This is a genomic window from Pseudomonas sp. Wu6 (assembly GCF_019891515.1).
GTDB classification, from domain to species: Bacteria; Pseudomonadota; Gammaproteobacteria; order Pseudomonadales; family Pseudomonadaceae; genus Aquipseudomonas; species Aquipseudomonas orientalis_A.
On the sequence record NZ_JAFLXH010000055.1, the window covers coordinates 1 to 24,132 of the forward strand.

General features: G+C 60.4%; 24 protein-coding genes. 10 read left to right on the forward strand and 14 right to left on the reverse strand.

The annotated features are described in order from the left end of the window. Nucleotides 1-229: 229 nt before the first annotated feature. Nucleotides 230-1,429 (reverse strand): tyrosine--tRNA ligase, encoded by a 1,200-nt coding sequence (gene tyrS, locus J1G34_RS25150; RefSeq protein ID WP_065885537.1) that lies wholly within the window; start codon nt 1,427-1,429, stop codon nt 230-232. A 208-nt stretch (nt 1,430-1,637) separates the two neighbouring features. Here tyrS and J1G34_RS25155 point away from each other — a divergent pair, with 208 nt between their 5' ends. Continuing rightward, nucleotides 1,638-3,050 (forward strand): peptidoglycan DD-metalloendopeptidase family protein, encoded by a 1,413-nt coding sequence (locus J1G34_RS25155; RefSeq protein ID WP_065894218.1) that lies wholly within the window; start codon nt 1,638-1,640, stop codon nt 3,048-3,050. A gap of 3 nt (nt 3,051-3,053) precedes the next feature. After that, nucleotides 3,054-4,145: an anhydro-N-acetylmuramic acid kinase gene (locus J1G34_RS25160; RefSeq protein WP_065894217.1), complete on the forward strand. Its 1,092-nt coding sequence runs from the start codon at nt 3,054-3,056 to the stop codon at nt 4,143-4,145. A gap of 94 nt (nt 4,146-4,239) precedes the next feature. On the opposite strand, the gene erpA is transcribed toward J1G34_RS25160, so the two are convergent. Continuing rightward, nucleotides 4,240-4,590, reverse strand: coding sequence for an iron-sulfur cluster insertion protein ErpA (erpA, locus tag J1G34_RS25165; RefSeq protein ID WP_003176443.1), 351 nt, complete (start codon nt 4,588-4,590; stop codon nt 4,240-4,242). A gap of 154 nt (nt 4,591-4,744) precedes the next feature. Next, complete coding sequence (argC, locus tag J1G34_RS25170) at nt 4,745-5,779, reverse strand: N-acetyl-gamma-glutamyl-phosphate reductase (protein ID WP_065894216.1); 1,035 nt, start codon at nt 5,777-5,779, stop codon at nt 4,745-4,747. A gap of 134 nt (nt 5,780-5,913) precedes the next feature. Between argC and hemJ the strand changes: the two genes are divergently transcribed. The 6 genes from hemJ (at nt 5,914) to coq7 (ending at nt 10,333) form a co-directional block, all read left to right on the forward strand. After that, the gene (gene hemJ, locus J1G34_RS25175; RefSeq protein WP_222994794.1) at nt 5,914-6,342 is read left to right on the forward strand and encodes a protoporphyrinogen oxidase HemJ; all 429 of its coding nucleotides are present in this window, start codon (nt 5,914-5,916) and stop codon (nt 6,340-6,342) included. Nucleotides 6,343-6,367: 25 nt separating this feature from the next. Beyond that, nucleotides 6,368-7,330, forward strand: a complete 963-nt coding sequence (locus J1G34_RS25180) for an NAD(P)H-dependent flavin oxidoreductase (RefSeq protein ID WP_222994795.1) — start codon at nt 6,368-6,370, stop codon at nt 7,328-7,330. A 70-nt stretch (nt 7,331-7,400) separates the two neighbouring features. Further along, nucleotides 7,401-8,363 (forward strand): DUF805 domain-containing protein, encoded by a 963-nt coding sequence (locus tag J1G34_RS25185; protein ID WP_065894210.1) that lies wholly within the window; start codon nt 7,401-7,403, stop codon nt 8,361-8,363. A gap of 64 nt (nt 8,364-8,427) precedes the next feature. After that, the gene (locus tag J1G34_RS25190; protein WP_065885530.1) at nt 8,428-9,216 is read left to right on the forward strand and encodes an SDR family NAD(P)-dependent oxidoreductase; all 789 of its coding nucleotides are present in this window, start codon (nt 8,428-8,430) and stop codon (nt 9,214-9,216) included. 45 nt (nt 9,217-9,261) lie between these two features. Then, on the forward strand, nt 9,262-9,600 hold the full coding sequence (locus J1G34_RS25195) for a histidine triad nucleotide-binding protein (protein WP_065885529.1): 339 nt from the start codon (nt 9,262-9,264) through the stop codon (nt 9,598-9,600). Nucleotides 9,601-9,685: 85 nt separating this feature from the next. Beyond that, nucleotides 9,686-10,333: a 2-polyprenyl-3-methyl-6-methoxy-1,4-benzoquinone monooxygenase gene (coq7, locus tag J1G34_RS25200; RefSeq protein ID WP_065894207.1), complete on the forward strand. Its 648-nt coding sequence runs from the start codon at nt 9,686-9,688 to the stop codon at nt 10,331-10,333. A gap of 165 nt (nt 10,334-10,498) precedes the next feature. On the opposite strand, the gene J1G34_RS25205 is transcribed toward coq7, so the two are convergent. Next, nucleotides 10,499-10,921, reverse strand: coding sequence for an OsmC family protein (locus J1G34_RS25205; protein ID WP_003210947.1), 423 nt, complete (start codon nt 10,919-10,921; stop codon nt 10,499-10,501). A 246-nt stretch (nt 10,922-11,167) separates the two neighbouring features. Between J1G34_RS25205 and crp the strand changes: the two genes are divergently transcribed. After that, the gene (gene crp / locus J1G34_RS25210; RefSeq protein WP_057723693.1) at nt 11,168-11,812 is read left to right on the forward strand and encodes a cAMP-activated global transcriptional regulator CRP; all 645 of its coding nucleotides are present in this window, start codon (nt 11,168-11,170) and stop codon (nt 11,810-11,812) included. Here crp and J1G34_RS25215 read toward each other — a convergent pair. From J1G34_RS25215 to J1G34_RS25230, 4 genes are all read right to left on the reverse strand, one after another. Further along, complete coding sequence (locus J1G34_RS25215; RefSeq protein ID WP_222994796.1) at nt 11,809-12,504, reverse strand: lipoate--protein ligase family protein; 696 nt, start codon at nt 12,502-12,504, stop codon at nt 11,809-11,811. The genes crp and J1G34_RS25215 overlap by 4 nt on opposite strands. Before the next feature lie 103 nt (nt 12,505-12,607). Continuing rightward, nucleotides 12,608-13,444 carry an indole-3-glycerol phosphate synthase TrpC gene (gene trpC / locus J1G34_RS25220; RefSeq protein WP_065885526.1) on the reverse strand — a complete coding sequence of 279 codons (837 nt, stop codon included), beginning with the start codon at nt 13,442-13,444 and terminating at the stop codon, nt 12,608-12,610. Beyond that, a complete protein-coding gene (gene trpD / locus J1G34_RS25225; RefSeq protein WP_065897265.1) occupies nt 13,441-14,490 on the reverse strand; it encodes an anthranilate phosphoribosyltransferase in 1,050 nt (349 codons plus the stop codon). The genes trpC and trpD overlap by 4 nt, the downstream gene beginning before the upstream one ends. 9 nt (nt 14,491-14,499) lie before the next feature. Then, complete coding sequence (locus tag J1G34_RS25230) at nt 14,500-15,093, reverse strand: aminodeoxychorismate/anthranilate synthase component II (RefSeq protein WP_065894201.1); 594 nt, start codon at nt 15,091-15,093, stop codon at nt 14,500-14,502. Between the two features lie 421 nt (nt 15,094-15,514). Here J1G34_RS25230 and estP point away from each other — a divergent pair, with 421 nt between their 5' ends. Next, on the forward strand, nt 15,515-17,437 hold the full coding sequence (gene estP / locus J1G34_RS25235) for an esterase EstP (RefSeq protein WP_222994797.1): 1,923 nt from the start codon (nt 15,515-15,517) through the stop codon (nt 17,435-17,437). A gap of 133 nt (nt 17,438-17,570) precedes the next feature. On the opposite strand, the gene trpE is transcribed toward estP, so the two are convergent. From trpE to J1G34_RS25265, 6 genes are all read right to left on the reverse strand, one after another. Beyond that, nucleotides 17,571-19,052, reverse strand: a complete 1,482-nt coding sequence (gene trpE, locus J1G34_RS25240) for an anthranilate synthase component I (RefSeq protein WP_065885522.1) — start codon at nt 19,050-19,052, stop codon at nt 17,571-17,573. A 70-nt stretch (nt 19,053-19,122) separates the two neighbouring features. Next, nucleotides 19,123-19,941: a phosphoglycolate phosphatase gene (locus J1G34_RS25245; RefSeq protein WP_065885521.1), complete on the reverse strand. Its 819-nt coding sequence runs from the start codon at nt 19,939-19,941 to the stop codon at nt 19,123-19,125. Beyond that, on the reverse strand, nt 19,938-20,612 hold the full coding sequence (gene rpe, locus J1G34_RS25250) for a ribulose-phosphate 3-epimerase (RefSeq protein ID WP_065894198.1): 675 nt from the start codon (nt 20,610-20,612) through the stop codon (nt 19,938-19,940). Before rpe ends, J1G34_RS25245 begins: the two co-directional genes overlap by 4 nt. 83 nt (nt 20,613-20,695) lie before the next feature. Further along, nucleotides 20,696-21,844 (reverse strand): iron-containing alcohol dehydrogenase, encoded by a 1,149-nt coding sequence (locus tag J1G34_RS25255; RefSeq protein WP_122562051.1) that lies wholly within the window; start codon nt 21,842-21,844, stop codon nt 20,696-20,698. Between the two features lie 156 nt (nt 21,845-22,000). Continuing rightward, the gene (locus tag J1G34_RS25260) at nt 22,001-22,825 is read right to left on the reverse strand and encodes an ABC transporter permease (protein ID WP_065885518.1); all 825 of its coding nucleotides are present in this window, start codon (nt 22,823-22,825) and stop codon (nt 22,001-22,003) included. A 12-nt stretch (nt 22,826-22,837) separates the two neighbouring features. Next, the gene (locus J1G34_RS25265; RefSeq protein WP_222994798.1) at nt 22,838-24,064 is read right to left on the reverse strand and encodes an ABC transporter permease; all 1,227 of its coding nucleotides are present in this window, start codon (nt 24,062-24,064) and stop codon (nt 22,838-22,840) included. Nucleotides 24,065-24,132 lie beyond the last annotated feature (68 nt).

Below are 24,132 nucleotides of genomic sequence, written 5' to 3' on the forward strand. Positions count from 1 at the left end.
CAACCACTTGCGCTTGCGATCTCTCGTAAGCGGGAGGCGAATTCTACAGCGTTACACGCTGCTGTCAACACCTCTTTTTCAACTTCCTTTTGGCTTCGATGAACTGAAGCGACTTGCTGTCGAAAACTACTTAACTCTTTGTTTACCAAGGAGTTTTCCGTTTCGACTGCGCCGGAAGTGGGGCGAATTATAGAGAGATATAATTCGCCGTCAACCCCTAATTAGAGACTTATTCGGATTTGAGCGTAATACGCGCAAATGCCTTCTTCCCCGCCTGGCAAACGTGGGTAGCGCCCAGCTCGTATATAAAGGTGCGATCGACCACTTCACCATCTATACGCACACCACCCGAACCGAGCAGGTCACGCGCCACCGCAGAGTTCTTCACCAAACCTGCCTTATTAAGGACTGCCGCGATCGGCATCGCCTCAGCCGCAGTCAATTCGATCTCCGGCAGGTCGTCCGGCAACTCGCCATCCTTCATGCGATTGCCCGCCGCACGGTGAGCGTTGGCCGCAGCCTCTTCACCATGGAAGCGCGCCACGATCTCTTCGGCCAGCTTGATCTTCACATCACGCGGGTTGGCACCCGCCTCCACATCAGCACGCAACGCATTGATTTCATCCATCGAGCGAAAGCTCAGCAATTCGAAGTAACGCCACATCAACGAATCCGGAATGGAAACCAGCTTGCCGTACATCACGCCCGGCGCTTCCTGGATACCCACATAGTTACCCAGGGACTTGGACATCTTCTTGACGCCATCCAACCCCTCCAGCAACGGCATGGTCAGAATGCACTGCGCTTCCTGCCCATAGGCGCGCTGCAGCTCACGCCCCATCAGCAGGTTGAACTTCTGATCCGTCCCGCCCAGCTCAACATCCGCACGCAAAGCCACCGAGTCATACCCCTGGACCAGCGGGTAAAGAAACTCATGGATCGCGATCGGCTGATTGGTGGAGTAGCGCTTGTCGAAGTCATCACGCTCAAGCATGCGTGCGACGGTGTACTGCGACGTCAGGCGAATGAAATCCGCCGGCCCCATCTGGTCCATCCAGGTGGAGTTGAAGGCCACCTCGGTTTTGGCCGGATCAAGGATTTTGAACACCTGGGTCTTGTAGGTCTCGGCATTGTCGAGAACCTGTTCGCGCGTCAGCGGTGGGCGCGTTGCGCTCTTGCCGCTCGGGTCGCCGATCATCCCGGTGAAGTCACCAATAAGGAAGATGACCTGATGCCCCAAGTCCTGGAACTGACGCAGCTTATTAATAAGCACGGTATGGCCAAGGTGCAGGTCAGGCGCGGTAGGATCAAAGCCTGCCTTGATACGCAGGGGCTGGCCACGCTTGAGCTTTTCTATCAGCTCGGCCTCGACCAACAGTTCTTCCGCACCACGTTTTATCAGCGCTAGCTGCTCTTCAACCGACTTCATAACAGACCCGCAAGGCTCAGATTCAAAAGGGAACCAACCATACAAGATCAGGGACTAATTACAAGTTTTGCCCTGTGAACGGACACCATTGCGCAAGCCCAGCGTTCGCGAGCTTGCGCCACAGATGATTTGGTTATATTTTATACAGTTATTTCATCTTCATCATGTCATTCATCTTTTCCATTTCATCTTCAAAGTCAAAATACTTATGACCACTGAACCGTCTAAAGCGCCGCCGCTTTACCCGAAGACCCACCTGCTCGCCGCAAGTGGTATCGCCGCCCTTCTCAGCCTGGCACTCCTGGTATTCCCTTCCAGTGACGTAGAAGCCAAACGAACATCCCTAAGCCTTGACCTGGAAAGTCCCGTTGAGCAACTGACACAAGATCAAGACGCTTCCGACGCGCAACAAGCCACAAATACCCCGAACGAGTCTCCGTTCGCGCAGATTGAAGACACCCCGCAAGAGACTCAAAACGCTGCTCAGGACAAGCCCGCAGCCGTCGCGCCCAAGAACGCCCAGCATCGCGAAGTGATCGTGAGCAAAGGTGACACACTGTCAACACTGTTCGAAAAGGTCGGATTGCCCGCCGCCACCGTCAATGACGTCCTCGCCACCGATAAGCAAGCCAAGCAGTTCACCCAGCTCAAACATGGCCAGAAGCTTGAATTCGAACTGACGCCCGACGGCCAACTGAATAACCTGCACACCAATATCAGCGACCTGGAAAGCATCAGCCTGAGCAAAAGCGCCAAGGGTTTTGCCTTCAATCGCATCACCACCAAGCCGGTCATGCGTTCTGCCTACGTACACGGCGTGATCAACAGCTCGCTGTCGCAATCCGCCGCCCGTGCCGGCCTGTCCCACAGCATGACCATGGACATGGCCAGCGTATTTGGCTACGACATCGACTTCGCCCAGGACATACGCCAGGGTGACGAATTCGATGTGATCTACGAACAGAAAGTCGCCAATGGCAAAGTAGTCGGCACCGGCAATATTCTCTCTGCGCGCTTCACAAACCGCGGCAAGACCTACACCGCCGTGCGCTACACCAACAAACAGGGCAACAGCAGCTACTACACGGCTGACGGCAACAGCATGCGCAAGGCGTTCATCCGTACACCGGTGGACTTCGCCCGTATTAGCTCGCGTTTCTCCATGGGTCGCAAGCATCCAATTCTGAACAAAATCCGCGCCCACAAAGGTGTCGACTACGCCGCTCCGCGTGGCACGCCAATCAAGGCAGCCGGCGACGGCAAGGTCCTGTTGGCCGGGCGTCGCGGTGGTTACGGCAACACGGTGATCATCCAGCACGGCAATACCTACCGCACGCTGTATGGCCACATGCAAGGGTTCGCCAAGGGCGTGAAAACCGGTGGAAACGTGAAGCAGGGCCAAGTGATCGGTTATATCGGCACGACTGGCCTGTCCACCGGGCCGCACTTGCACTATGAGTTCCAGGTCAACGGTGTACACGTTGATCCACTGGGCCAGAAGCTGCCGATGGCCGACCCCATTGCCAAGGCAGAGCGCGCGCGCTTCATGCAGCAAAGCCAACCGTTGATGGCCCGCATGGATCAGGAACGCTCCACCCTGTTGGCTTCGGCGAAGCGTTAAGGTATGCCGCGCTATATAGGTGTGATGTCCGGGACCAGCCTCGATGGCCTGGATATCGCCCTCATCGAGCAGGATTCGGCGCTCAGCCTGATCGCCACCCACTACATCCCCATGCCTGCCGAGCTGCGCGCCGAGCTGCTCAGCCTGTGCGCCAGCGGGCCGGATGAGATTGCCCGCTCGGCCATCGCCCAGCAGTCCTGGGTAACACTCGCCGCCCAAGGCATCCACGCCTTGCTGGCCCAGCAAAACCTCACCCCTCACGACATCCGCGCGATTGGCAGCCATGGGCAGACCATCCGCCATGAACCCGCCCGGGGCTTTACGGTACAGATCGGCAATCCGGCATTACTCGCCGAGCTGACGGGCATCACGGTGGTCAGCGACTTCCGCAGCCGCGACGTCGCCGCAGGTGGCCAGGGCGCCCCTTTGGTACCGGCCTTTCACGAGGCGCTGTTCGGTGAACGTGCCGGCAACCGTGCCGTGCTGAACGTCGGTGGCTTCAGCAACCTGAGCCTGATAGAAACCGGCAAACCTGTATCGGGCTTTGACTGCGGCCCGGGCAATGTCTTGCTGGACGCGTGGATTGATCACCAACGCGGCGAGCCGTTTGATCGTGACGGGCAATGGGCAGCCAGTGGCAAGGTTCAGCCGCCGCTACTAGACACGCTGCTCAGCGATGCTTTTTTCGCGACCAAAGGGCCCAAGAGTACCGGAAGAGAAGTGTTCAACCTGGACTGGCTGCAGCACCATCTCGGCGAGTTGCCGGCGTTTCTTCCCGAGGATGTGCAAGCCACATTGCTCGAGCTGACCGCCCTGACCATCGTCGAATCCCTGCAAAGCGCTCAACACCAGACCGACACCCTGCTGGTCTGCGGCGGTGGCGCCCATAACGGGACGCTGATGAATCGACTGGCTGCACTGCTACCGTCCACCCAGGTCAGTAGCACAGCCACCTATGGCGTAGACCCGGACTGGGTGGAAGCCATGGCCTTCGCCTGGCTGGCCCATTGCTGCCTTGAAGGCATCGCCGCGAACCGCCCGAGCGTCACCGGTGCTCGCGGGCTGCGGGTGCTGGGCGCGATCTACCCCGCCTGAGCGCCAGACAGCACAACGCCGCTTGGCCGATCAAAGCCAAGCGGCGTTTTTGTATCCGTGCAGGTTTCTTTATACGTGCAGGCCAGGCGTTCGATCAGATCGAGAACGAAGACCCGCAACCACAGGTAGTCGTGGCGTTGGGGTTCTTGATCACGAAACGCGACCCTTCCAGCCCTTCCTGATAATCCACTTCAGCCCCCGCCAGGTACTGGAAGCTCATCGGATCCACAACCAGGCTCACGCCCTCGCGCTCAACGATGGTGTCATCGTCGGCCACATCTTCATCGAAGGTAAAACCGTACTGAAACCCTGAACAACCGCCGCCCGTAACAAATACGCGCAGCTTCAAGCGATCATTACCCTCTTCATCGACCAGGCTCTTCACCTTGTGCGCAGCACCGTGGGTGAATTGCAAAGCCGTGGGGGTGAAGGATTCAACGCTCATGCTGATAATCTCCCGGCGTAGCGCCGTCATATGCGTAATAGCGAGCATTATCCGCTTCTCCTAGAAAAGCGGTCAACTATTATGCGGGGCAGCGGCAAGCTTCAAGCCTTAAGCTACACGCTTGCCGCTGACAACTTGAAGCTTGCAGCCGCTTTTAAGGCAGCATCCCTGCGTGGGACAGGCCGAGCTTCTCATCCAGGCCAAACAGGATGTTCATATTCTGCACCGCCTGGCCCGACGCACCCTTGACCAGGTTGTCGATCACCGACAGCACCACCACCAGGTCGCCGTCCTGCGGACGATGCACCGCAATCCGGCACACGTTGGCGCCGCGCACGCTGCGGGTTTCCGGATGGCTGCCCGCCGGCATCACGTCGACGAAGGGCTCATTGGCATAACGCTTTTCGAACAATGCCTGCAGGTCAACCGACCGATCGACAACCGTCGCGTACAAGGTGGAGTGAATCCCGCGGATCATCGGCGTCAGGTGCGGCACGAAGGTCAGGCCCACGTCCTTACCCGCAGCGCGGCGCAGCCCCTGACGGATCTCAGGCAAATGACGATGCCCTTTGACCGCATAAGCCTTCATGCTTTCCGACGTCTCGGAATACAGCGAGCCTACCGCAGCACCGCGACCGGCGCCGCTGACACCGGACTTGCAGTCAGCGATCAAACGCGAGGCGTCCGCCAGGCCTGCTTCCAGCAACGGCAGGAAACCCAGCTGAGTCGCCGTCGGATAGCAACCCGGCACCGCAATCAGGCGGGCCTGCCTGATCTGCTCACGATTGACTTCCGGCAAGCCGTACACCGCTTCTTCCAGCAACTCTGGCGCGCCGTGAGGCTGGCCGTACCATTTGGCCCACTCATCGGCATCCTGCAGGCGGAAGTCGGCGGACAGATCGATCACCTTGGTGCCCGCCGCCAACAGTTCACCGGCCAATGCATGCGCGACCCCGTGAGGCGTGGCGAAGAACACCACGTCACAGGCACCCAGTGTCTTGATGTCCGGCACGCTGAAGGCCAGGCCGTCGTAGTGGCCTCGCAGGTTCGGGTACATATCGGCCACGGCCAGGCCCGCCTCGGAGCGTGAAGTGATGACCACCACCTCAGCCTGCGGATGCTGAGCCAACAGACGCAGCAATTCGACACCGGTGTAACCCGTGCCGCCGACGATACCGACCTTGACCATAAACCTGCCCTCAACGAACCACTGGAAAGCCGTCGATAATAGGGTCCGTATCGTCCTGCGACAACCGCCAACGTGACGTACGGGCGCTTGAGCTACTACTATCTTCGCTACCGTGAACCTGGGAATAACTAAAAATGCTTTATCTATGGGTCAAAGCCTTCCATATCGTCAGCATCGTCTGCTGGTTTGCTGGGCTGTTCTACCTGCCACGCCTGTTTGTCTACCACGCCCAAAGCGAGGACACCGTCAGCAAGGAGCGCTTCAGCGTCATGGAGCGCAAGCTGTACCGCGGCATCATGGGCCCTGCGATGATCGCCACGCTGGTCTTCGGCATCTGGTTGCTGGTGCTTAACCCCGGTATTTTCCAATCGGGCGCGTGGATCCACGCCAAGCTCACCCTGGTCGTCCTGTTGATCGGCTATCACCACATGTGCGGCGCGCAGGTAAAACGCTTCGCCCGTGGTGAAAACAGCCGCAGCCATGTCTTTTATCGCTGGTTCAATGAAGTGCCGGTCCTGATATTGCTGGCAATCGTAATTCTGGTCGTGGTCAAACCGTTTTAACTTCAATTACTCGGGGGAACCTCCAATGTCGCTGCCCGCCCTGCTTGACCAACGCCTGCGCCTGCCCGTGGTGGCTGCCCCCATGTTCCTGATCTCCAACCCGCAACTGGTGCTGGCCTGCTGCCGCAACGGGGTGGTCGGCAGTTTCCCGGCGCTCAACCAACGCGAAAGCAGCGGCTTCAAGGCCTGGCTGGAGGAAATCGAAGCAGGCCTGGCGCAGCTGGATAACCCCGCCCCCTATGCCGTCAACCTGATCGCACACAACAGCAACCCACGGCTTGAAGCCGACCTGGCCCTCTGCGTCGAGCACCAAGTGCCCATCGTCATCACCAGCCTTGGTGCCGTGAAGGAGTTGGTCGATGCAGTGCACAGCTACGGCGGCCTGGTGTTTCACGACGTCACCACCCGTCGTCACGCCGAAAAAGCCGCTGAAGCGGGCGTCGATGGGTTGATCGCGGTCGCCGCCGGCGCAGGTGGTCATGCCGGCACCTGGAGTCCCTTTGCGCTGATTGCCGAGATACGCCAGTTCTTCGACAAAACCCTGCTGCTCGCCGGCTGTCTCAACCACGGTCGGGAAATTCTCGCCGCCCAACTGCTCGGTGCGGACCTGGCGTATCTCGGCACGCGCTTTATCGGTACCACCGAAAGCCAAGCACCGGATGCGTATAAAGAGATGCTGCTCACAGCGCACGCCGCCGACATCGTGCACACTCCGGCTGTTTCCGGCGTGCCTGCAAGCTTCATGCGCCAGAGCCTGGAAAACGCCGGTTTTGATCTCGCTGCCCTCCAGGGCAAAGGTGAGGTCAATGTCGGCTCCAAGCTCAAACCGTTGAGCGATGAGGCCAAGGCATGGAAGACTGTATGGTCGGCCGGCCAAGGCGTCGGTGAGATCAATGATTTACCCGGCGTGGATGAACTCGTCGCACGCCTGGACGCTCAATACCGCCAGGCACGCGAAAACGCAGCACAATTGCGCTGGCCACGTTGACCCAGATGCCAGGCCTGCCAATTGAGCCGGCCTGCACAACCTCCCTGAAAAAAGTGCCAAGGATGCCCGCATGAGCGACAACCGTTTCAAGATTGTGTTTGACGGAGCCTTGCGCCCGGGTGTCGAAAGCACCACCGCCAAGCTGAACCTCGCCGAGCTGTTCAAGAGCGACGTCGAGGCGATCGAAAAGCTGTTCACCGGCCGCGAGGTCGCGCTCAAGCGCGATCTGTCACGTGCCGACGCTGAAACCTATCTCACCGCGCTGCAGAACGCCGGAGTCGACGCACGTATCGAGGCCGAACAACCTGTGGCTTTCAGCCTTGCCGAAACCCACGAGACAGGCTCGTCCGCGCCGGACTTCTCAACCTCCGCCGCATCACCGTATGCACCACCACGCGCCGCCGTCGGCGATAACCTGCCGGAGTATTCCACGCTCAAGGTCTTCACCATCCACGGGCGTATCGGTCGCCTGCGCTATCTCGCCTGGACGCTGGCACTGACCGTCGCGATGCTGGTGGCTGGCGGGATCATCAGTACCGTGGGTTTCGCGGTGGCTACTGCTTCGCCAACGATCGCAATCATTCTCGGCTCGCTGCTGGGTTTCGCACTGTTTGTGGGACTTGTGGTCGTCAGCGTGCAAATCGGCGTGCAGCGCCTGCACGACATCGGCTGGTCTGGCTGGCTGTACCTGCTGAACCTGGTTCCGGTGGTGAACAGCATTTTCCCTCTGCTGCTGCTGGTATGGCCGGGCAACACCGGCGCCAACCAGTACGGTGCACCTCCACCGCGCAACTCCACGGCGGTTAAAATCCTCGCCTCGTTGTGGCTGGCGTTCATCCCATTGATGCTCATCGTCGTGGTAACCCTGGGCATGAACGGCTACCTGGACCAACTGGAAGCCAACATGGGCGGCGGCTATGAAAGCAGCTCCATTACCGCCGACGACGCCGCCGCCCCAGACGTCATGGTCGAGGACGAAGCAGCGCAGAGTGCTGACGACACGGCCGAACCTGTAGACTCTCCAGAACAGTGAAGAAACGCCCCCCCGCCTGTGATGCCTCTGTCACAGGCTCGGTGGCGTGGCGATGGAGAAAGGCATGACCCGTTACGCTCTGATCACCGGTGCCTCCAGCGGTATCGGCCTGGCTTTGGCCGAAGCACTGGCTCGACGTGGCCGCAGTTTGATTCTGGTGGCCCGCCAGCGTGATCAGTTGGAAAGCATTGCAACCGAATTGACTCAACGTTTCGGCGTCGAGGTGCTGTTCCGTGCCTGCGACCTGGGCGAGCCGCTGCGGTTGTCAGGTTTTTTGCTGGAACTCGAAGAGGGTGAGCGACAGATCGACCTGTTGGTCAACTGCGCCGGTATCGGCACCAGCGGGCCGTTCCTGGCCCAGGACTGGATGACCGAGCAGGACCTGATCGAAGTCAACATCCTCGCCCTGACCCGCATGTGTCACGCTCTGGGCAATGCCATGGCGCTGCATGGCGGCGGGCAGATTCTCAACGTCGCCTCGGTTGCCGCCTTCCAGCCGGGCCCGTGGATGAGCAGCTACTACGCGAGCAAAGCCTATGTACTGCACTTCTCCGAAGGCCTGCGCGAGGAGCTCAAGACCTGTGGCATCAAGGTTTCGGTGCTCTGCCCCGGGCCTACGCGCACCGCTTTCTTCGGCACCGCGCAAATGGACACTGCAAAACTCGACCGCAGCCAGCAGTTGATGAGCCCCGAAGAAGTCGCGCTCTTCACCGTGCGTGCGTTGGAGAAGAACAAGGCGATCATCATTCCGGGGCGCCGCAACCGCTGGCTCGCCTTCAGCCCGCGCCTGAGCCCGCGCTGGCTTACCCGAAAAATTGCCGGTGCGATCAACAAGGCCTATTGCCCGCGTTGAGCGCCCCAGTACACTGACCCTCTCGTTCACTATGGAGAAACAGCTGTGGATACTCTGTTCACCAAGATCATCAATCGAGAAATACCGGCGAACATCATCTATGAAGATGACCAGGTGCTGGCTTTCCACGATATCGCCCCGCAGGCGCCGGTGCATTTCCTGGTCATCCCGAAAAAGCCCATTCGCACCCTCAACGACCTGACCGAGGACGATAAAGCCCTGGCCGGCCATATTCTGTTCACGGCCCAACGCCTGGCGGTGGAGCAAGGCTGCGAGAAAGGCTTTCGCGTGGTGATGAACTGCAACGAAGACGGCGGGCAGACCGTGTACCACATCCATATGCACGTGCTGGGTCAGCGCCAGATGAACTGGCCGCCGGGCTGAGTGCACCGGGGCAAATTGACTCAGCGCAAACGCGCCGTCCTCTCTTGCGGTAAACTGGCCGCCGAGATTCTTTCCGGAGGTCAGCATGACTACCCAACGTCACTACTCGCCGATTGACCGTCTGTTACTGCAAGCCGACACAGCCATGCGTACGCTGCTGCCATTCAGCGGCCAACCGTATCGTCCGTCACCGGCCATCGTGCAGCCGGACGCGCAGATGAGCGAGAGCGAGACCCGCCACGTGGCCGGCCTGATGCGTATCAACCATACCGGTGAAGTCTGTGCCCAGGCGTTGTACCAGGGCCAGGCACTGACCGCCAAGTTGCCGCAGATACGCGCGGCAATGGAGCATGCGGCCGAGGAAGAGATCGACCACCTGGCCTGGTGCGAACAACGCATTCGCCAATTGGGCAGTCATACCAGTGTGCTGAACCCAGTGTTTTATGGCTTGTCGTTCGGGATTGGCGCCGCTGCCGGCCTGATCAGCGACAAGGTCAGCCTGGGTTTTGTCGCGGCAACCGAGCATCAGGTGTGCAAGCACCTGGACGAACACCTTGAACAACTGCCGGCCGAGGACCAAAAGTCACGGGCCATTCTCGAGCAGATGCGCATCGACGAAGAGCATCACGCAGAAAGCGCGCTGGATGCCGGCGGCTTTCGCTTCCCTGCGCCGGTGAGGTTCGGCATGAGTCTGTTGGCCAAGGTCATGACCAAAAGCACCTATCGGATTTGAAAGCACGAAGAGCGCAAAACCCGGCACCTGCGCAAGGGTGACGCGGAGCGTCACGAGAATGCATTCCCACGCGGAGCGTGGGAACGATCATCTCGCAGAGCGTGGGAATGATCATGTAAAAAGGGCGCTATCAAAGCGCCCTTCTTTTTGCCCGTCGTTCTACGATCAACCCAACTCGATAATTTCGTAATCATGGGTGATGGCTACACCGGCCGCGCCGAGCATGATCGAGGCCGAGCAGTATTTCTCTGCCGACAGCTCGATGGCACGCTTGACCTGCGCCTCCTTCAGCGCCCGGCCCTTGACCACAAAATGCATATGAATCCTGGTAAACACCTTGGGATCTTCGGTGGCACGCTCGGCCTCCAGAAAGGCTTCGCAGCTTTCCACGGCCTGACGGGATTTTTTCAGGATACTGACCACATCGAAATTGCTGCAACCGCCGACACCCAGCAGCAGCATTTCCATCGGGCGTACACCCAGGTTGCGGCCACCGGCTTCCGGCGGGCCGTCCATGACCACCACGTGGCCACTGCCCGACTCACCGAGGAACATGGCTTCGCCCGCCCATTGGATGCGTGCCTTCATCGCCCAGACTCCACTGCTAAAAAAGGGTCGCCAGCTTAGCACAGGGCCTCAGGACAGCCGTGCACTGCATGAAAACGATCAATAAACAGCGTTTGCCGGTGAAATACGCTAATCGAGTCAGAATGTGTCTGGTAAGCTGGCGCCAAATCAATGGCGCATTGCCATCCTTTGTACAGCGTACGTCAATGCCGGTATCGCTGATAAAAACAAATCCAACCCCATCGCGCAGTCTTTCGGGATACAACCATGGTTGCTCTTACTCCCACACCCAAGATCAAGAACCTCGACAAGCTGCTGATGCATTGCCAGCGCCGGCGTCATCCGGCCAAGCACAACATCATCTGCGCGGGCGAGCGCTCCGAAACCCTGTTCTTCATTATCAAGGGCTCGGTCACCATCCTGATCGAGGACGAAGACGGTCGCGAGATGATCATTGCCTACCTCAACACCGGGGATTTCTTTGGCGAGCTGGGACTGTTCGAGCAAGCGGGCAAGGAGCAGCAGCGCAGCGCTTGGGTACGCACCAAGGTGGAGTGCGAAGTGGCCGAGATCAGCTATACGAAATTTCGCGAACTGGCCCAACAGGATCCGGACATTCTGTATGCCTTGAGCGGGCAGATTGCCCAGCGCCTGCGGGATACCACGCGCAAGGTCGGCGACCTGGCATTCTTCGATGTGACCGGGCGTGTCGCTCGCTGCCTGCTGGAGCTGTGCAAGCAACCTGACGCCATGACCCACCCCGATGGCATGCAGATCAAAGTCACACGCCAGGAAATCGGGCGCATCGTCGGCTGTTCGCGGGAAATGGTGGGGCGCGTGCTCAAGGATCTGGAAGAGCGCAACCTGGTGCACGTCAAAGGCAAGACAATGGTGGTGTTCGGCACCCGTTAACCTGGCAGCAAGCCTGCCAGCATCTGACGGTACAAGGTGTCGAGCCGGCCGATTACATCGGGCGCGGTGAACACCTCGTGCAGTGCGATATGGCTCTCGGCCCGCACCCGTTGCTCCAGACCACAGGCTTCATTGAAACGATTGACCGCCATAATCAACTCATCGCGATCATTGTCCAGCAATAAGGCACCGTGCACCAAGCCCACCGGGCGACCGCCGCTCTGGCGCCAACGTTGGGCCGTGCCGACCATTTTCCGGCCGTTGAGATTGACGTTGTAACGACCGTCGCAGAACGCGCCGTCGATTTCGCCAACGGATGCGTCGCCGCCCAACTCGGTCAATACATCACAAATCGGCTGGCACAACCGTCGGTAGCCGGTTTCGATGCGCCCTTGATCACCTTCACTGCGCGCAGGCGCGTAGACCAGGGCGATATTGACAGTAGCGGCGGACTGCGGCACCGGCTCACCGCCGGTCTCGCGCAACAACACCGGCCAACCCGCGTCTGCTGAGACCTGGCTGGCGGCTTCAAAGGCCGGTAATCGGCTCAAACGGCGTGGCATGACCAAGGCTTGATCGTTGGGCTGCCAGAACAACAGACCGAATTCCTGCTCACCGGCGCAGACGGCGGCCAGCAAGGCTTGTTCGGCTGCAAGCCCTGCTTCTACCGTCATCGAAACCGGCTTGGTCATTAACATTTACCCACCTGAATAAGCACAAAACCAATGTGGGAGGGGGCAAGCCCCCTCCCACACTTTTTTACTGCATTTCAAAAACGGACCGACTGCGCTGGAATCAATCCAGGGTCGAACCGCTGACCGTCACGCCACGCTCCGGGAAGAACAGACGCTGCAGTTCGGCCCCTGGGTTCTCCGCGCGCATGAACGTCTCGCCGACCAGGAACGCATACACTTCGCTGATTTCCATCAACTCCACATCGGCGCGGTTGACGATGCCGCTCTCGGTAATCACCAGGCGATCACGCGGAATACGCGGCAGCAGATCAAGGGTGGTTTCCAGACTGACGTCAAAGGTATGCAAGTTACGGTTGTTGACCCCCACCAGTGGGGTGTCGAGGATTTTCAGCGCGCGCTCCAGCTCGTCGCCATCATGCACCTCGACCAGTACATCCAGGCCCACACCCTTGGCCACAGCCGCCAGCTCGGCCATCCTCACGTCATCCAGGGCGGAAACGATCAGCAGCACACAGTCGGCACCCAGCGCGCGGGCTTCGACGATCTGGTAGGGATCAACCATGAAATCCTTGCGAATCACCGGCAACTTGCACGCGGCGCGTGCCTGCTGCAGGAATAAGTCGGAACCCTGGAAGTAATCGATGTCAGTCAGTACGGACAGGCAGGTCGCTCCGCCCTTTTCATAACTGGCGGCGATTTCATGTGGCACGAAGTGCTCGCGGATAACGCCTTTGCTCGGGGAGGCCTTCTTGATCTCAGCGATCACAGCCGGCTGCTTGAGCTTGGCCTGGGCGATCAAGGCATTGGCAAAACCGCGCGGTGCATCGGCAGCCTTTGCCTGGGCTTCCAGTTCAGCCAGGCTCACACGGGCACGGCGCTCGGCAACTTCTTGAGCCTTGCGCGCCAGGATTTTTTCCAGAACGGTGGGAACACTCATGCTTCATTCTCCATCTTGAATATGGCGGTGAATGCTCCGAGTTCTTCGAGTTTCTCGCGAGCCAGACCGGTGTGCAATGCATCGTGAGCCAGGGCCACACCTTCCTTAAGACTATAGGCATGGTCCGCTGCGTAAAGTGCCGCGCCCGCATTGAGCACAATCATTTCTGCGGCTTTTTGACCGTTTTCGGTTTTGCGTCGCCCCAATGCATCACGAATCAAATCAAGCGACGCCGCCGGGCTTTCCACCGCCAGGCCATGCAGGCTCTGGCTCTTCATGCCCAGGTCCTCAGGCTCGACCCAGTATTCAGTGACCTGGTCGTCCTTCAGCTCTGCCACGAAGGTCGGTGCGGCCAGGCTGAATTCATCCAGGCCGTCTTTGGAGTGCACCACCAGCACATGCTTGCTGCCCAGGCGCTGCAGCACTTCAGCCAACGGCCGGCACAACGCCTGGCTGAAGACACCGACGACCTGATGTTTCACACCGGCCGGATTCGTAAGCGGGCCGAGCATATTGAACAGGGTACGCAGGCCGAGGTCCTTGCGCGGGCCGGCGGCGTGTTTCATCGCGCCGTGGTGGGACTGGGCAAACATGAAGCCAATGCCGACGCTGTCAATGCAGCGTGCCACCTGTACCGGCGTCAGGTTCAGGTAGATACCGGCGGCTTCCAGCAAGTCGGCGCTGCCACTTTTGCCGGACACCGCGCGATTGCCGTGCTTGGCCACGGTGCAACCCGCTGCCGCGACCACGAACGAGGACGCCGTCGATACGTTGAAAATGTTCGCACCGTCGCCGCCGGTGCCGACCACATCGACCACGCCGTCGAGGGTCTTGAGCTCGACCTTGTCCGCCAGTTCACGCATCACCGACACGGCGCCAACGATTTCGTCGATGCTTTCGCTCTTCATGCGCATGGCCATCATAAAGGCGCCGATCTGTGCGTCGGAGCACTGACCGGTCATGATCTCGCGCATCACATCGCTCATTTCAGCGGTGCTCAGGTCCAGGTGACCGACGATACGGCCCAGGGCAGTCTTGATATCCATGGAAAATCCTTAGCGCGTGCCGCCGCTCTGCTTGAGAAAATTGGCGAACAGCTCGTAGCCCTGCTCGGTCAGGATCGATTCAGGGTGAAACTGCACCCCTTCGATATTCAGTGTCTTGTGGCGCAGGCCCATGATCTCATCGACCGAGCCGTCCTCCAGCTGGGTCCAGGCCGTCAGTTCCAGGCACTCGGGCAGGGTTTCGCGCTTGACCACCAGGGAATGGTAACGGGTCACGGTTACAGGATTGTTGAGCGCCTGGAAGACACCCAGGTCCTTGTGAAATACCGGGCTGGTCTTGCCGTGCATCACCTGGCGCGCGCGCACCACATCACCGCCAAAGGCCTGACCAATGGACTGGTGTCCCAGGCACACGCCCAGAATCGGCAGCTTGCCGGCGAAATACTGGATGGTTTCCAGGGAGATGCCCGCTTCGGTCGGTGTGCACGGGCCGGGCGAAACCACGATGCGCTCAGGGTTCAGCGCAGCGATCTGGGCGACTGTCAGTTCGTCGTTGCGCACCACCTTGACCTCGGCACCCAGCTCGCCCAGATACTGCACAACGTTGTAGGTAAAGGAATCGTAGTTATCAATCATCAGCAACATGTGGGTTCAAACCTCTTGAATTCACTGATTTCAAATGACCGCCTTCCAGGCATTTGGCCCGCTGCCGGACGCACGTTCCGGTTGCCGGGGTGAGCGGCAAGGGGCGTCAAACAGGGTGAAGAAGGCAAATCGGTACAGGTCCGGCCAGGCCGGCGGAGAAAAATGTCAGGCGCGCCAACGCCAACGGGCGTGTGCCTTGACTACTCGCATCAAGAGTCTGCTGATGATCAACACGGGGAGGGTCTCATTCATACGTCCAGGCACAGTAACGTAGCCTCGCCAACCGTGCAATATGGCGCCGCAAATACGGGCTGGGCTCAATGCGATGCCCACAGCAAAATTCGGTTTTGCCCTGTAGAAAACGCTCGATATTTTGCTAGTGTTTCGGTTCCGACACAAAAACAACTCAATGGAATATTCCATGCTCAGAACTCCGTTCTTCGCGCCCCTGGCCGCCGGCTTGCTTTCCCTGGCTTGTGCACAGGCTCATGCAGCATCGTCACCCTATTCAACGATGGTGGTATTCGGTGACAGCCTGGCCGATGCCGGCCAGTTTCCCGACGGCAGTGCCGGATCGACCCTGCGCTTCACCAACCGTACCGGGCCGACATTCCAGGGAGACTATGGTCTGGTTTCTTCGACGCTGCTCGGCGCGAAGCTGGGTGTAGCGCCAAACGACCTGAATGCCTCCACCTCACCGGTGCGCGCGATCCAGGGCTTGCCGGACGGAAACAACTGGGCGGTCGGCGGCTACCGTACCGACAATATCCTCGACTCCATCACCAACGTCTCCAACGCGGCGATCCCGCCCGGCAATGCCGGGGGCGGCACGGTGCTGCGCAGTCGACAGGGTTACCTGCCGGCAAACGGCGGGCTGGCCGATCCGAATGCGCTGTACTTTTTGTCCGGTGGCGGCAATGACTTCCTCCAGGGGCGCGTACTCAGCCACGCTCAAGCGGTCGCCGCCGGCGGGCGATTGGCCGACAGTGCCCAAGCCCTGCAACAAGCCGGTGCGCGTTACATCATGGTATGGATGTTGCCCGACATCGGCCTGACGCCGGCCGTCAACGGCACGCCGCAGCAGGCAGCGACGTCGGCCCTGAGCGCTGTTTTCAACCAGTCCCTGGTACAGCGCCTGTCGCAAATCGATGCGCAAGTCATACCACTGAACATTCCATTGTTATTGAATGAAGCCTTTGCCAATCCGGCCCGCTTCGGCCTCGCCATCGGGCAAAACCTCACGGGCACCTGCTTCAGTGGCAACAGTTGCACCGCCAATCCGGTGTACGGCATCGGTGGCACCAACCCGGACCCGACCAAGCTGATCTATAACGACTCGGTCCACCCGACCATCGCCGGGCAACAGCTGATCGCCGACTACGCCTATTCGCTGCTCGCCGCGCCGTGGGAAATCACGCTGCTGCCGGAAATGGCCCAAGGCACATTGCGCGCCCACCAGGATGAGTTGCGCAATCAATGGCAGGCAGACACCGGCCACTGGCAAGCCGTCGGCCAATGGCGAGCGATCGTGGCAGTCGGTGGCCAACGGCTGGATTTCGACGACCAGAACAGCTCGGCAAGCGGCGATGGCAGCGGTTACAACCTCAATATCGGCGGCAGCTACCGACTCAACGAAGCCTGGCGCGTAGGCGTCGCCGCGGGCCTGTACCGCCAGACACTGGAAGCCGGCGCCAGCGATTCGGATTACAAGCTCAACAGTTACATGGGCACCGCGTTTGCCCAGTATCAGCAGAATCACTGGTGGGCCGATGCGGCCTTGACCGGCGGCAAACTGGACTTCGACAACCTCAAGCGCAAGTTCGCCCTGGGCGTCAGCGAAGGGTCGGAGAAAGGTGACACCGATGGCTGGCTCTGGGCCTTGAGCGGCCGCGTGGGCTACGACATCGCTGCGCCAGGCAGCGACTGGCACTTGTCGCCCTTCATCAGCGCCGATTACGCGCGCGTCGAAGTCAACGGCTACTCGGAGAAAGACAGCCGCTCCACCGCCCTGACCTTTGATGACCAACAGCGCGACTCCAAACGCCTTGGCGTCGGCCTGCAAGGCAGCTACCGCATCACCCCGCAGACCCAGGTGTATGGGGAAGTGGCGCATGAGCATGAGTTCGAGAACGACACGCAGAAGGTCAACATCGCGCTCAACAGCGTGCCGGGGATCGACTTCAAGCTGGACGGGTATACGCCGCGCAGCAATTCGGATCGCTTGAGCCTGGGTGTCAGCCACAAGCTGACGCAGGAACTGGCGTTACGCGCGGCGTATAACGTGAGGAAGGATGACAACCTGACCCAGCAAGGGGTCAGTGTCGGGGTGAGCCTGGATTTCTAGCCAATCCTGAAACCAACACAAACCAATGTGGGAGGGGGCTTGCCCCCGATAGCAATGTGTCAGCCAGTGCATCATGAACTGAAAGATCGCTATCGGGGGCAAGCCCCCTCCCACATTTGAATCACATTCGGCTTCAGTCCTGCGGGGTTTGCTCGGCCAGCGCCACCGCCCGGAACATCGCGCGGCGCTTGTTCAGGGTTTCTTCCCATTCCAGGGCGGGCACCGAGTCAGCCACAATGCCGCCACCGGCCTGCACATGCAGTTCGCCATCCTTGATCACTGCCGTACGGATCGCAATCGCGGTGTCCATGTTGCCGTTCCAGGCGAAATACCCCACGGCGCCGCCGTAGACGCCCCGCTTGACCGGCTCCAGTTCGTCGATGATTTCCATCGCGCGAATCTTCGGCGCGCCCGACAAGGTACCGGCCGGCAGAATGGCACGCAGTGCGTCCATCGCGGTCAACCCGGCTTTCAGTTCCCCGGTGACGTTGGACACAATGTGCATCACATTGGAGTACCGTTCGATGACCATCTTCTCGGTCAACTTCACCGAGCCGATTTCCGAGACACGCCCCGTGTCATTGCGCCCCAGATCAATCAGCATCAGGTGCTCGGCGATTTCCTTGTCATCGCTCAACAGGTCTTCTTCCAGCGCCAGGTCCGCTTCTTCGGTAGCGCCACGCGGGCGCGTACCGGCGATGGGCCGCACGGTGATCAGGTTGTCTTCGACGCGCACCAGCACTTCCGGTGAACTGCCCACCACGTGGAAATCACCGAAGTTGAAGAAGTACATGTACGGCGTCGGGTTGAAGCAGCGCAGCGCCCGGTACAGGTCAATCGGCGCCGCCTTGAAATCAATCGACATCCGTTGCGAAGGCACCACCTGCATGCAGTCGCCGGCGAGGATGTATTCCTTGATGGTGTCCACTGCGCGCTCGTAGTCCGCTTGCGTGAAGCTGGAACGAAACACCGGGTCAGCGGCAGGCGGACGGCTGAGGTCCAGGCCACGACGCGGCGTGATCGGCTGGCGCAGCTTGTCCAGCAGTGCTTCGAGACTGGCCTGGCCTTGTTCGTAGGCATCCGCCCGGGAGGGGTCGGCCAGCACAATCGCGTGCATCTTGCCGGCGAGGTTGTCGAACACCACGACCGCATCGGAGACCATCAGCAGGATGTCCGGTACGCCCAGCGGGTCCGGGTTCGGACATTTACCCAGGCGCTGCTCCACGTAGCGCACGCAGTCATAACCGAAATACCCCACAAGGCCGCCGTTGAAACGAGGCAGGCCGGCAATGGTCGGCACGTTGTAGCGCGCCTTGAAGGCCTCGACGAAGGCCAGCGGGTCGTCTACGTCATGGCTTTCGATCTCGACGCCATCATGGGTGATGCTCACATGATGGTCATGAACCCGCAGTACCGTGCGGCACGGCAGGCCGATGATCGAATAACGGCCCCACTTCTCGCCGCCCTGTACCGACTCCAGCAGATACGAGTTCGGCTCATCGGCCAGTTTCAGGTAGATCGACAGCGGCGTGTCAAAGTCGGCCAGGGTTTCGCGGGCCATGGGGATACGGTTATAGCCGGCAGCGGCCAAACGCAGGAATTCTTCGCGGATCATCAGGTGCCTCGTGGTGTGAGGGTCAATCGGTCAGGTAGGCAAACGTGCCGCACAAAGCGGCCAGGATCAGTCAGGCGCGCCAACGCCAGCGGGCCAGGGCCTTGATGACTTTCATCCAGAGTTTGCGAGTGACCACCACGATGGGATTTCCTGAAAAGGACGGATCAATATCGGGCAACGTTATCTCAGCGCCCGCGCCCAGGCAACCGGGGATTAACAGGCGCAGGTCATCAATCACCAGCGCCGGCGATTCTTCGGCAATCGGCCGGCCATGGTTGTAGCCGTAACTCAAGGCCACGCACTGCACCCCTGCGGCTTTTGCCGCCAATACATCGCTGCGCGAATCGCCCACGAACAACGATTGGGACGCCGGAATATTGGCCATTTTCATCACGAAGAACAGCGCCGCCGGGTCGGGCTTTTTCTGCGGCAGGGTGTCGCCGCCGATGATCCAGCGAAAATACCGGCCGATCTTCATCTGGTCCAACAGCGGTGCGACGAAGCGCTCCGGCTTGTTGGTGATCAAGGCCATTTCCACGCCCTGCTTGCTCAACCATTTGAGGGTGTCACGCACGCCGGGATACACCACCGTCAGTTCGTGGCTGCTTTCATAGGCGGCATTGAACAGCTCGAGGGCATGTTCGGCTTCCACCTCATCCACACCGGCGGCGTCGATATTGCCCGCCAGCGCCCGGCGTACCAGCATCGGCGCGCCGTTGCCGACCCATTCGCGCACCGCCTCGATCCCCGCAGGCTTGCGCCCCAGTTTGAGCAGCATCTGGTCCACCGCCGCCGCCAGGTCGGGCACCGAGTCGATCAAGGTACCGTCCAGATCGAACATCACCAGCCGTGGCAATTTGCCGGGGAACAGCTGCTCAAAGCCGCTCATGGACGCGCCAGCGCCAGTTCGGCGTGCATCTTGGCGATCACTTCCTGGTAATCCGGGGCGTTGAAGATCGCCGAGCCGGCCACGAACGTATCGGCACCCGCAGCAGCGATCTCGCGAATATTGTTGACGTTGACCCCACCGTCGATTTCCAGGCGGATATCGCGGCCCGATGCGTCGATCAGCGCCCGCGCTTCGCGCAGTTTGTTCAGGGTGCCGGGGATGAACTTCTGCCCGCCAAAGCCCGGGTTGACGCTCATCAGCAGGACCATGTCGACCTTGTCCATCACGTACTCCAGCACGCTCAAGGGTGTGGCCGGGTTGAACACCAGGCCTGCCTTGCAGCCGCCTTCGCGGATCAGTTGCAGGGTACGGTCGACGTGCAGCGTGGCTTCCGGGTGGAACGTGATGTAGGTCGCACCGGCTTCGATGAAGTCGCCGACAATGCGGTCCACCGGGCTGACCATCAAGTGTGCGTCGATCGGCGCGGTAATCCCGTACTTGCGCAGCGCCGCGCAGACCATCGGGCCGATGGTCAGGTTGGGCACGTAGTGGTTGTCCATGACGTCGAAGTGCACGAAGTCGGCGCCGGCGGCCAACACCTTGTCCACTTCTTCGCCCAGGCGGGCGAAGTCGGCGGAGAGAATCGATGGAGCAATGACGAAGGGCTGCATGACGCACCTTTTTTGAGCTAAATCACGATGGCGCGCATTGTATACCTCAGCTTTGCCCTGCGCACCGTGACCTCACTCAACGGCTAGTACGCCGCCCGGTAGATTTTCTCGATATCGGCCGCGCTGAGCTGGCGCGGGTTATTGCGCATCAGGCGTTCGATGCCCGCCGCTTCAGTGGCCATCGCCGGGATAGCCTCCTCAGGCACGCCGAAACTGCGCAGGCCGGCCGGGATTTCAACGGCGGCGCAGAGTTTCGTCATCGCCTCGACAGCCTGGTCGGCCGCATCATTCACGCTCAGTCTGCTGACATTCACGCCCATGGCCTGGGCGATGTCGCGCATCCGTTCGACACAGGCCAGCTTGTTCCAGTGCATCACATAGGGCAGCAACAGCGCATTGCTCACGCCGTGGGCGATGTTGAACCGGCCGCCCAACGGATACGCCAGCGCATGCACCGCGCCCACGCCGGCATTGCCGAAGGCCATGCCGGCCATCAGGCTGGCGGTGGCCATGTCGTCACGGGCCTGCAGGTTGGCCGGGTTGGCGTAAACCTTGGGCAGTGCGCTGGCAATCAGCTTGATCGCGCCGATCGCCAGCGCATCGGTAATCGGCGAGGCGTTCAGCGACAGGTAGGATTCAATGGCATGCACCAGTGCGTCGACGCCACTGGCGGCGGTGACGCTGCGCGGGCAGGTCAGGGTCATTTGCGGGCTGATCAGCGCCACATCCGGCAGCAGGTAGTCGCTGACGATGCCTTTTTTCAACTGGGCGACCTTGTCCGAGAGGATTGCCACGTTGGTCACCTCCGAGCCGGTGCCCGCCGTGGTGGGAATGGCGATCAACGGCGGGCCCTTGCGCGGCACCTGGTCGACCCCGAACAAATCCGCCAGGGCGCCGTGGTAACCGGCGTAAGCGGCGACGCTCTTGGCGATGTCGATGGCACTGCCGCCGCCCACGCCGATCAGGCCATCGTGCCCGCCATCGCGGTAGGCCTGCATGCAGTCTTCGACAATGGCGATTTCCGGATCGGGCAGCACGCGGTCGAAAATTTCATACGGGCGGCCGCCCAAGTGCTCGAGCGCCAGCGCCACCGTGCCGGACTTGACCAGCACGGCATCGGTGACGATCAACGGGTTATCCACATCCAGGCGGGTGAGTTCGGCGGCGAGCTGCTCAATGGCGCCAGCGCCGGTGAGCAGTTTGTGGGCGATCTTGAATGAGGAAGTACTCATGTGCGCGGCCTCTTATTGAGAGATGGGCTGGCACAAGAGTAGCTGAGACAAATGGGTTGTCTGCCATTCAAGAGCTGAATGGTCATTATCTGAATGAACAAAGAACCAGTGTGGGAGGAGGCTTGCCCCCTCCCACAGTTTGATCTGTGCCGGGTTTTAGACCTGTGCGGTACGCAGCTTTTCGCCCCGCCCGCGCAGCCATTCAAGCGTCAGCAACAGCACCACTGAAAACCCGATCAGCAACGTCGCCGCCGCTGCAATCGTCGGGCTGAGGTTTTCCCGAATGCCGCTGAACATCTGCCGTGGCAACGTGGCTTGCTCCGGCCCTGCGAGAAACAGCGTCACCACCACTTCATCGAACGAGGTGGCGAAGGCGAACAGCGCCCCGGAAATCACCCCCGGCGCGATCAGCGGCAAGGTCACCCGGCGAAACGCGGTCAACGGTGACGCGCCCAGGCTGGCCGCCGCCCGCACCAGATTGTGGTTGAAACCCTGCAAGGTCGCCGACACGGTAATGATCACAAACGGCACGCCCAGGACCGCATGCACCACGATCAACGAGAAGAAGCTGTTACCCAGACCCAACGGGGCAAAGAACAGGTAACTGGCCACGCCGATAATCACCACCGGCACCACCATCGGCGAAATCACCAGGGCCATCACCAATGCCTTGCCGGGGAAGTTGCCACGGGTCAGGCCAATCGCCGCCAGCGTGCCGAACACCATCGCCAGCACCGTGGCCGCCGGGGCGACGATGATGCTGTTGCGCAGGGCGCGCATCCATTCGGCCGAGGCGAAGAAGTCCTGATACCACTGCAGCGAAAAGCCCTGCAACGGATACACCAGGAAACTGCCGCTGTTGAACGACAGCGGGATGATCACCAGTACCGGCAGGATCAGGAACAGCAGGATCAGGCCACACAGAATCCGCAGGCTGTAGAACCACAGCCGCTCCACCGGTGACATATAAGGGCTCAGCATTACAGGGTCTCCTCAGCTCAGGCGCAGGCGACTGGCGCCCATCAGCCGGTTGTAGATCAGGTACAACAGCACCGTCGCCAGCAGCAGCAAGCCGCCCAGCGCCGTGGCCATGCCCCAGTTGATGCTGGTGTTGGTATAGAAGGCCACGAAGTAGCTGACCATCTGGTCGTTCGGGCTGCCCAGCAAGGCCGGGGTGATGTAGTAACCAATCGCCAGGATGAACACCAACAGGCAACCGGCACCGACACCGGCGTAGGTCTGCGGGAAGTACACGCGCCAGAAGCTGGCGAAGGGGTGACAGCCCAGGGAAATCGCCGCACGCATGTAGGTTGGCGAAATACCCTTCATCACGCTGTAGATCGGCAGGATCATGAACGGCAGCAGGATATGCACCATGGAGATGTACACACCGGTACGGTTGAACACCAACTCCAGCGGCGTATCGATCAGGCCCATGCCCATCAGGGCGCTGTTGATCAGGCCGCCGGATTGCAGCAGTACGATCCACGCCGCCACCCGCACCAGGATCGAGGTCCAGAACGGCAGCAATACCAGGATCATCAGCAGGTTGCTTTTACGCGCCGGCAGGTTGGCCAGCAGGTACGCCAAGGGATAGGCCAGCAGCAGGCAGATCACGGTGATGACCAGGCCCATCCAGAATGTGCGGGCGAAGATATCCAGATAGATAGCCTGGTCCGGGGTGGCCGGCGCGATTTCGCCCAGGTCGTCGATACGGTGATCGACGGCCGCCAGCAGGTAGTAAGGCGTCAGGCTGCTGGTATTGCGCCGAATCGCCTGCCAGTACGCGGGGTCGCCCCAGCGTTCGTCGAGGGTTTCCAGCGCAGCTTTATAAGAGGCCGGCGCGTCGGCAAACGGCAGCGCCCGCGCGGTTTTGGTCAGCAGGCTGCGATAGCCGGCCAGCTCCATGTTCAAGCGCTTGGACAAATCGCCCAGGGTCTGGTTTTTGCGCGCTTCGCCCAGGTCCTCACTGAGCGCCTGGTACACCGACTCGCCGGGCAAGCCACGACCGTCCCAGGCCGTCACTGCCACCACTGTGCGCGGCAAGCCTGCGACCACTTCCGGGTTGCCGACGCTTTTGTAGAGCAGCGCAACAATGGGCACCAGGAACACCAGCAGCAAAAACAGCACCAGCGGCGCAATCAAGGCCTGGGCCTTCCATCGGTTAAGCCGCTCGGCACGGGCCAGGCGCTGCTTGAGGGTGGGAATGGCGAGGGCCATGACTGAACTCCGGATCTTGAAGATAAATGCAGATCCCCTGTGGGAGGGGGCTTGCCCTAATGCCAGTC

Bases quoted from the DNA above. Each gene is read 5' to 3' on its own strand.
- tyrS (WP_065885537.1), bottom strand. From the start codon at position 1,429: ATGAAGTCGGTTGAAGAGCAGCTAGCGCTGATAAAACGTGGTGCGGAA.
- J1G34_RS25155 (WP_065894218.1), top strand. From the start codon at position 1,638: ATGACCACTGAACCGTCTAAAGCGCCGCCGCTTTACCCGAAGACCCAC.
- J1G34_RS25160 (WP_065894217.1), top strand. From the start codon at position 3,054: ATGCCGCGCTATATAGGTGTGATGTCCGGGACCAGCCTCGATGGCCTG.
- erpA (WP_003176443.1), bottom strand. From the start codon at position 4,590: ATGAGCGTTGAATCCTTCACCCCCACGGCTTTGCAATTCACCCACGGT.
- argC (WP_065894216.1), bottom strand. From the start codon at position 5,779: ATGGTCAAGGTCGGTATCGTCGGCGGCACGGGTTACACCGGTGTCGAA.
- hemJ (WP_222994794.1), top strand. From the start codon at position 5,914: ATGCTTTATCTATGGGTCAAAGCCTTCCATATCGTCAGCATCGTCTGC.
- J1G34_RS25180 (WP_222994795.1), top strand. From the start codon at position 6,368: ATGTCGCTGCCCGCCCTGCTTGACCAACGCCTGCGCCTGCCCGTGGTG.
- J1G34_RS25185 (WP_065894210.1), top strand. From the start codon at position 7,401: ATGAGCGACAACCGTTTCAAGATTGTGTTTGACGGAGCCTTGCGCCCG.
- J1G34_RS25190 (WP_065885530.1), top strand. From the start codon at position 8,428: ATGACCCGTTACGCTCTGATCACCGGTGCCTCCAGCGGTATCGGCCTG.
- coq7 (WP_065894207.1), top strand. From the start codon at position 9,686: ATGACTACCCAACGTCACTACTCGCCGATTGACCGTCTGTTACTGCAA.
- J1G34_RS25205 (WP_003210947.1), bottom strand. From the start codon at position 10,921: ATGAAGGCACGCATCCAATGGGCGGGCGAAGCCATGTTCCTCGGTGAG.
- crp (WP_057723693.1), top strand. From the start codon at position 11,168: ATGGTTGCTCTTACTCCCACACCCAAGATCAAGAACCTCGACAAGCTG.
- J1G34_RS25215 (WP_222994796.1), bottom strand. From the start codon at position 12,504: ATGACCAAGCCGGTTTCGATGACGGTAGAAGCAGGGCTTGCAGCCGAA.
- trpC (WP_065885526.1), bottom strand. From the start codon at position 13,444: ATGAGTGTTCCCACCGTTCTGGAAAAAATCCTGGCGCGCAAGGCTCAA.
- trpD (WP_065897265.1), bottom strand. From the start codon at position 14,490: ATGGATATCAAGACTGCCCTGGGCCGTATCGTCGGTCACCTGGACCTG.
- J1G34_RS25230 (WP_065894201.1), bottom strand. From the start codon at position 15,093: ATGTTGCTGATGATTGATAACTACGATTCCTTTACCTACAACGTTGTG.
- estP (WP_222994797.1), top strand. From the start codon at position 15,515: ATGCTCAGAACTCCGTTCTTCGCGCCCCTGGCCGCCGGCTTGCTTTCC.
- trpE (WP_065885522.1), bottom strand. From the start codon at position 19,052: ATGATCCGCGAAGAATTCCTGCGTTTGGCCGCTGCCGGCTATAACCGT.
- J1G34_RS25245 (WP_065885521.1), bottom strand. From the start codon at position 19,941: ATGAGCGGCTTTGAGCAGCTGTTCCCCGGCAAATTGCCACGGCTGGTG.
- rpe (WP_065894198.1), bottom strand. From the start codon at position 20,612: ATGCAGCCCTTCGTCATTGCTCCATCGATTCTCTCCGCCGACTTCGCC.
- J1G34_RS25255 (WP_122562051.1), bottom strand. From the start codon at position 21,844: ATGAGTACTTCCTCATTCAAGATCGCCCACAAACTGCTCACCGGCGCT.
- J1G34_RS25260 (WP_065885518.1), bottom strand. From the start codon at position 22,825: ATGCTGAGCCCTTATATGTCACCGGTGGAGCGGCTGTGGTTCTACAGC.
- J1G34_RS25265 (WP_222994798.1), bottom strand. From the start codon at position 24,064: ATGGCCCTCGCCATTCCCACCCTCAAGCAGCGCCTGGCCCGTGCCGAG.